Source organism: Paenibacillus jilunlii, assembly GCF_900102965.1.
Lineage (GTDB): Bacteria > Bacillota > Bacilli > Paenibacillales > Paenibacillaceae > Paenibacillus_AQ > Paenibacillus_AQ jilunlii.
Genome location: NZ_FNGM01000006.1, coordinates 277,024 through 283,653, shown reverse-complemented (window position 1 = coordinate 283,653; position 6,630 = coordinate 277,024). Strand labels below are relative to the sequence as shown.

7 protein-coding genes are annotated in these 6,630 nt (G+C 50.1%); 6 read left to right on the top strand and 1 reads right to left on the bottom strand.

Annotation, left to right across the window (positions count from 1 at the left end; all coding sequences use genetic code 11):
• The first annotated feature begins 235 nt into the window (after positions 1–235).
• Positions 236–481, top strand: coding sequence for a hypothetical protein (locus BLQ82_RS13430; RefSeq protein ID WP_062521885.1), 246 nt, complete (start codon positions 236–238; stop codon positions 479–481).
• A 207-nt stretch (positions 482–688) separates the two neighbouring features.
• Here the strand turns inward: BLQ82_RS13430 and BLQ82_RS13425 are convergent, their stop codons facing one another.
• On the bottom strand, positions 689–1,516 hold the full coding sequence (locus BLQ82_RS13425) for an SDR family oxidoreductase (RefSeq protein ID WP_062521886.1): 828 nt from the start codon (positions 1,514–1,516) through the stop codon (positions 689–691).
• Positions 1,517–1,657: 141 nt separating this feature from the next.
• Here BLQ82_RS13425 and BLQ82_RS13420 point away from each other — a divergent pair, with 141 nt between their 5' ends.
• The 5 genes from BLQ82_RS13420 to BLQ82_RS13400 all read left to right on the top strand — a co-directional run bounded on the left by BLQ82_RS13420 (position 1,658) and on the right by BLQ82_RS13400 (position 6,600).
• Positions 1,658–2,266, top strand: a complete 609-nt coding sequence (locus tag BLQ82_RS13420) for a TetR/AcrR family transcriptional regulator (protein ID WP_062521888.1) — start codon at positions 1,658–1,660, stop codon at positions 2,264–2,266.
• A gap of 170 nt (positions 2,267–2,436) precedes the next feature.
• Positions 2,437–3,903, top strand: a complete 1,467-nt coding sequence (locus BLQ82_RS13415; protein WP_062521891.1) for a DHA2 family efflux MFS transporter permease subunit — start codon at positions 2,437–2,439, stop codon at positions 3,901–3,903.
• 319 nt (positions 3,904–4,222) lie between these two features.
• On the top strand, positions 4,223–5,128 hold the full coding sequence (locus BLQ82_RS13410; protein ID WP_062521893.1) for an ABC transporter ATP-binding protein: 906 nt from the start codon (positions 4,223–4,225) through the stop codon (positions 5,126–5,128).
• Between the two features lie 145 nt (positions 5,129–5,273).
• Positions 5,274–5,891, top strand: a complete 618-nt coding sequence (locus tag BLQ82_RS13405) for a YkoP family protein (protein ID WP_208810690.1) — start codon at positions 5,274–5,276, stop codon at positions 5,889–5,891.
• A 10-nt stretch (positions 5,892–5,901) separates the two neighbouring features.
• Positions 5,902–6,600: a polysaccharide deacetylase family protein gene (locus tag BLQ82_RS13400; protein WP_062521895.1), complete on the top strand. Its 699-nt coding sequence runs from the start codon at positions 5,902–5,904 to the stop codon at positions 6,598–6,600.
• Positions 6,601–6,630 lie beyond the last annotated feature (30 nt).

The following is a 6,630-nucleotide window of genomic DNA, read 5'->3' as shown; positions in this document are numbered from 1 at the left end:
CGCAGGCAGGCAAAATGGCGAAATGAGAGGTAAAAGTACCTTTGAATTAGGCGCAGGCAGGCAAAATAGCTATGTCCGGCGGCGGACTGCGGGCTGCCCATAACAGGCGGTCGAAGAAGGAGCATAGCTTGAACTCTTCTCACAATATTCCCATGGGCTTGTCCGCCCTGGACTGACATTTTGCCAGGTTTAAGTGTAGAATGGTCAGTAGATGAATGCCGCAGGAGGAACATGGATGTCAAAAGAGTATTCGCGCACGTACATTGAGAGTGTAAAGCAAGAATTGCTGAGCAGGCTTGGCCTGAAGCAGGTCTATTATAAGGGTCAGGCAGGCGATGATTTGCTTTATGAAGCCACGGGTTTTTACAAAAAGACCCAGCATAGATTCTGCGTCAGAACCAGAACCGGGACCGTTGACGAATTCGTGGCCGGGAAATGGATGAAGGTCCGCAGCTTTGAGATCAAGAGCAAAGAGCAATAAGTCTTGGATACCCGGAAAAAACAAAGCCGCCTAACCCGTAATTTATTGGGATAGGCGGCTTGTTTAAAATATTTATATGCTTCACGCAATAAGTGATCCTTATATTTCCCGCTGAAACGGTACCTGAAAGCGATACTCTGTATCGCTGCTTCGGAAGCATAGGCTCCTGTAAAAGGACGGCTAAGCCGTTTCCACTTATGCTGCAATCTACATAGAGAAATCGTTACCAAGGTACACATTCGGCGCAGTAAGATACAGCTCCCGGACCACTACGTTCTGCGGCTGCTGCAGCGCGTAGACTACGGCTCTGGCGATATCATCGCCACTCAAGAAGGTCTGCCCCATCGCGCCGCGGATTCGTGCAATCAGCTCTTCCGGCAGGTGGTCCCCCTGCTTGTAATCGACCTCCATCCCCAGCTTGCGGGCAAGCTGTACGACTGCCTCCGGTTCAAGGTTTCGTCCAAAGTTGGTGGCTACAGCACCAGGAAGAATCGTTGTTATCTGAATCGGTTCTTGGGCCAGCTCACGTGTCAAGGCCTGTCCGATGGCATTCACCATATGTTTGGTGGCGCTGTAGAAATCCCGTCCCGGTTCGTAGGCGTTGCCTGAGGAAATATGAATAATATGGCCTGGGGCGCCGCCTTCATTCAGCCGCATAGCCTGGACAGCTGCCTGTGAGCCTGCCAGAAGCGCCACGATGTTGACATCGATCATTTCCCGCCAGTCCTCCACCTTCGTATCGACAATATTCCCATGAATATGCAGACCGGCATTGTTGACCATGATATCCAAATGACCGGTCTGCGTCTGGGCCTGGCGGATGAAATCCTGCAGCCTGCCGGTATCCCGGAGATCAAATGCGCTGCAGGTTGCTTGTCCGCCTGCTTGTTCAATTTGTGCTTTCACCTTTTCGAGCTGCCCCAGGCTTCTTCCTGTGATAAAAACATGTACACCTTCACCTGCAAGCTGGCTGGAAATGGCACGTCCAATACCGCTGGAAGCTCCTGTAATGACGGCTGTTTTATGATTTAACATACTATTTCCTCCTTCGTGTAATTAACATTGTGTTGATTTATGAACCATGTGTTTATTATAATCAGGGTAAAATACACTTACAATAATCACTATTTTGAATAGTGTTCATTAAGATTGAAGTGTAAGGAATGGAGGGGCTTTATGGAAAAAGCCGCTGATCTGCGGGTGATCCGCACAAAGAAACTGATCGATGAAGCTTTTCTGTCACTTGTTGACGAGAAAGGGCTGGAAGGTGTGAATGTTAGAAGTCTCACCTCCAAGGCAGGGATTAACCGGGGCACCTTCTATCTGCATTATCAGGATATTTATGATCTGATGGAGAAGATGGAGGATCAGATTATAGAAGAGATGAACGCTCTGCCAGCCCAGAGCATACCTGAACAGCTGCTCGGCAGCGGGAGTACAGAAGAGCCTTTTCCCTCAATTGTGGAATTTATCCGGTTTATGAATGCACGGCACCGTTTTTTTGCTGTTTTTTTCGCCCAGGAAGGCACTTCATTTGGAAAAAGACTAAGAACACTGATTCACAGCCGCATGTATGAGAAGCTTCCCCGGCAGGCCATGAATCCGGATGCCTTGGCGGTACCGGACGATTATATTGTCGCATACTTCAGCTCAGCGCATTTTGGAGTCATCCGGCACTGGTTTGAATCGGGGAGAACACTTCCCCCGGAGCAAGTGGCGCTGATCTTAACCCGCCTAGTCCGCGACGGCCCGCTGCTGACCGCGCTGAACCGCAGGCCTGAATAGCTAAGGAAGTCTTCACAGAATCACAATAAATTGAAGAATAATCGGCACTATTTGCCAGAGTGTCTGATAACAGACAGTTTGCGGAATATTGTGTTTTGTTATTTGGGAGACATGGCAGTACACTGATTCCACGACGTCGTGCTACTTTTTTGTTTAGAGGATGAGTGGAGATGAGTACAAGCAACAAACCAACCCCAATTCAAAAAGGCCCGCTGCTGTTTGTCATGATTCTCGGCGCGTTTATCGCTGTGCTGAATCAGACCCTTATGAGTGTGGCTACACCTGAGCTGATGGGAGATTTTCAGATATCGGCGGCTACAGCCCAGTGGCTGACCACCGGGTATATGCTGGTTAACGGGGTTTTTATTCCCGTAACCGCTTATTTTATGCAGCGCTTCACGACCCGTGAGCTGTTCCTGTCGGCAATGCTTATTTTCCTGGGCGGTTCAATTCTCGCCGGTGCGGCCCCTAATTTCGGCCTGCTGCTTGCAGGACGCCTGATCCAGGCTGCCGGGGCAGGGATTATTATGCCGCTGTTGATGAATGTTGTTCTGGCAATATACCCTGTAGAGAAGCGTGGGGGAGCGATGGGGATGATCGGCTTTGCCATCATTTTTGCCCCGGCAATCGGTCCAACCTATGCGGGCTATATACTGGATCATTATTCCTGGCGGTCACTCTTTTATGTCATCATTCCTTTTGCCGCATTAGTGGTGGTTCTGGCCTGGTTCTATTTGAAGAATGTGACGGAACGGACCCGTCCCAAACTGGATATCTGGGGCCTTATCTTGTCAACCCTGGGCTTCGGGACATTGTTGTACGGCTTCAGCCGGGCGGGAAGCATTGGCTGGTCAAGCGCTGAAGTGGTTGCAACACTTGCTTCAGGTGTGGTTCTGCTCATTCTGTTCACTTGGCGGCAGCTGACAAGCAGTAATCCGCTTCTGGAGTTAAAAGCATTCAAATACAATATGTTCACGCTGACCACCTTAATTAATATCGCGGTAACCGTGGTCATGTATGCGGATATGATGCTGCTTCCCCTGTACCTGCAGAATATGAGAGGCTATTCCGCGCTGGATTCGGGGCTGCTGATGCTTCCGGGTGCGCTGCTGATGGGCGTGATGATGCCGCTCGCCGGCAGACTGTTCGACCGCTTCGGGGCCAAGTGGCTGTCCATAATCGGCATTCTGATAACGATTTTTACCACGTTTGGCTTCATCCATCTTACAGATTCTACGAGTTACACATATCTGCTGCTGATGTCCACCGGGAGACGGCTCGGAATGGCTCTCTTTCTGATGCCGATTACAACCGCAGGGCTGAATCAGCTCCCGGAAGCTATGAATGCGCATGGGACGGCAATCGCCAACACCGTGAAGCAGGTGGCGGGTGCTATCGGAACATCACTTCTGGTCACGGTTCTAACGAATCGTACCCAGTTTCATCTGGCAGATATGACAGCTGCCGGAGTTTCAGGCGATCCACGGCATTTGCTGCTGGAAGCTTCCATTTCCGGAATGAACGATGCTTACCTGGCTGTTATTATTTTTGGAGGAATCGGGCTGGTTCTTTCATTCTTTATTAAGAAGACGGGGAACGTGGAGGCAGGTGAGCAGGAACTGGTGCCTGTCCGGTAACAACATAACATCTCTCTAGTTTTCCACAAAAGGCAACTCTGCGAATCTGCTGAGTTGCCTTTTTTATCATCTCAGAAGATATTTACCAGCCGTGGAAAAGCCCGTGTGGGAAAATATACTCCAATAAGTTGACTGGATCAACCATGGAGGCGGTGATATGGAGCTTTTAACTCTCGCAAGAAATGTAGGAATATTCCACCAATCTGTTGTTTGTCTGCTGCTTAAGAATTTTGTAAGGTTCAGGTAATAAAAAAGAAAATTCTGCTGTGTACAATATGAACCAGGAAGCCAAACGAAGAAGCAAAAGGGGACAACGGGAATGACAACCATATTGCGGACATGGGAGTTAACTAAGGAGTATCAAGGCAAAGAGGTTGTTAGCGGCGTGAACATGAATATCAAGCAAGGTGAAATTTACGGGTTCCTGGGACCGAATGGAGCAGGCAAAACCACGGTAATGAAAATGATCACCAATCTGGTGAAGCCGACAGAGGGGTATATCGAATTTTTTGGAGTGAGCATGACAGACCATTCCTATGAAATGCTGAAGCGCATGGGCTGCATTATTGAATATCCGGTGTTCTACGACAAGCTGACGGCGAGAGAAAATCTCCAGCTGCACGGAGAGTATATGGGCTACTACAATACGAAGGCCATGGATGAAGCACTGGAGCTGGTCAAGCTGGAGGGTGTGGACAAAAAGCCGGTCAAGCAGTTCTCCCTGGGGATGAAGCAGCGGCTGGCTATTGCCCGGGCGGTAATGACCAAACCGGAGCTGCTCATCCTGGATGAGCCGATCAACGGACTGGACCCTATGGGCATCAAGGAACTGCGTGAAGTGTTCCGCATGCTGAGCCGGGAATATGGAATGACGCTGCTAATCTCCAGCCACATTCTGGGGGAGATTGAACAGGTTGCCGACACGATCGGCATGATCCGTGACGGAATTTTGCTGGAGGAAATGGCGATGGATAGGATCCGCAGCCGGAACACGCAATACATCGAACTGATTACCGGAGCGAGCAGCAAAGCGGTATATGTGCTGGAGCATAAGCTGGGCCTCACCAACTACAAGGTGCTGGACCCCCGGACGATCCGTATTTACGATGCCGTACAACAGCTTGAACTGAATAAAGCACTGGTAGAAGCGGGCGTGGAGCTGGACAGCCTGAGTAAAAAGAATCATTCACTGGAAGATCATTTTGTGGAACAGATGGGGTGGTGAGGACATTGCTTAAGCTGATACAACTGGAAATCCGGAAGAACAAACTTTCACTTTTAAATTTGCAGGCAGGGAAACTTCATCCGGAAGCGTCATACAAAGGAAAGGTAATTATTAAAAGTGAACTTTATTAGTTGTTAGAGGAAGGATGATTGAATTGGAACTGAAAATTGGAAAAACTATGGTGCAGTCTCTCTGGATGGCCTGGGAAAAGGTGTTTGCCCTGGGTTCACATTTTCGCGGAGCCGGTACCTCCCGCTTTGGCATTTGCAGTGTGATGCTCAAAAAACATAGAGGCCAGGCTATCGTATGCCAGGATGCTACGGTCATTCATGATGGGGAATGGGTAGGAGAGCTGCACCTTGACAATGGCAGCATCCTGAAGCTGATTCAGTCGGAAGGTTCAGACCGGGCTGCACTGCGCACGGCGAGAATGATGCGCCAATCGATGCGCCAGATCAATGAAGCCTTCGAATCGCAGTCAGAGTTCAAGCAGGTCAAGGCGCTGATGGGGATAACGCTGCTGCACCGGGGCATCACGCATGGGCTAGGCTTTGAGCAGCAGGCCATGCAGCCGGGATTGTTCAGACGGATGACGACGATCTATCTCCGCCTGCTGCTGTCTGCACTGCACCCGGAAGGGAAGCACAGAGTCAGTCAACACACCGAAAAGCTGGTGCCGATGCTGCTGATTCATTCGCGTGCTTCACTGAAAAACCGTTTTTCTCCCGGGCAGAAGCTGTCAGGAGAAAAAATATCGATCTGAAGGAGGAGCTATGCTCTTACATCTGACTATTGGAATCATCAGCATCTTTATTCTATATATGTTAGTTCCCAGTCTGCTTACGCGGCTGGCCGGATATGGCGTCATGCGCCGGGGGACATCTCCCAAGGAGGTGGCTTTCACCTTTGATGACGGGCCGCATCCGGAATACACCCCCAGATTGCTGGATCTTCTGGCACAGTACAAAGTAAAAGCCACCTTTTTCGTCCTTGGTGCGCAAGCGGAACGATATCCTGAGCTGATCAAGAGAATGGACCGGGAAGGCCATCAGATTGGCATTCATAATTATATCCATACCTCGAACTGGCTCATGCTGCCCGGCACCATCCGGCGTGGACATCTGGAGCGGACCGCAGATATTGTGGAGTCCATTGTTGGCACCAGACCCGATCATTACCGCCCTCCCTGGGGATTAATCAATATCTTTGATTTCTTGCGCCTGAAGCAGTACCGGATTGTGCTGTGGTCGCTGATGGCACATGACTGGAGCCGGAAGAAATGTCAGACATCCCTGCGCTCAACACTGTTGAACCGTATTCGGGACGGATCTATTATTGTGCTGCATGACAGCGGAGATACGCTGGGGGCGGACGGAAATGCGCCTCATTATATGCTGCAGGCACTGGAGGAAGTGCTGAACCAGCTGAAGACCAGAAACCTGAAATGTGTCCGGCTGGACGAAATGGCCTAATCTTAGACAAGCGCTCCGTTTGGACTAACA

Excerpts from the sequence above, each read along its gene's own strand:
- BLQ82_RS13405 (WP_208810690.1), top strand. The coding sequence starts at position 5,274 with ATGATTGAATTGGAACTGAAAATTGGAAAAACTATGGTGCAGTCTCTC.
- BLQ82_RS13400 (WP_062521895.1), top strand. The coding sequence starts at position 5,902 with ATGCTCTTACATCTGACTATTGGAATCATCAGCATCTTTATTCTATAT.
- BLQ82_RS13425 (WP_062521886.1), bottom strand. The coding sequence starts at position 1,516 with ATGTTAAATCATAAAACAGCCGTCATTACAGGAGCTTCCAGCGGTATT.
- BLQ82_RS13415 (WP_062521891.1), top strand. The coding sequence starts at position 2,437 with ATGAGTACAAGCAACAAACCAACCCCAATTCAAAAAGGCCCGCTGCTG.
- BLQ82_RS13430 (WP_062521885.1), top strand. The coding sequence starts at position 236 with ATGTCAAAAGAGTATTCGCGCACGTACATTGAGAGTGTAAAGCAAGAA.
- BLQ82_RS13410 (WP_062521893.1), top strand. The coding sequence starts at position 4,223 with ATGACAACCATATTGCGGACATGGGAGTTAACTAAGGAGTATCAAGGC.
- BLQ82_RS13420 (WP_062521888.1), top strand. The coding sequence starts at position 1,658 with ATGGAAAAAGCCGCTGATCTGCGGGTGATCCGCACAAAGAAACTGATC.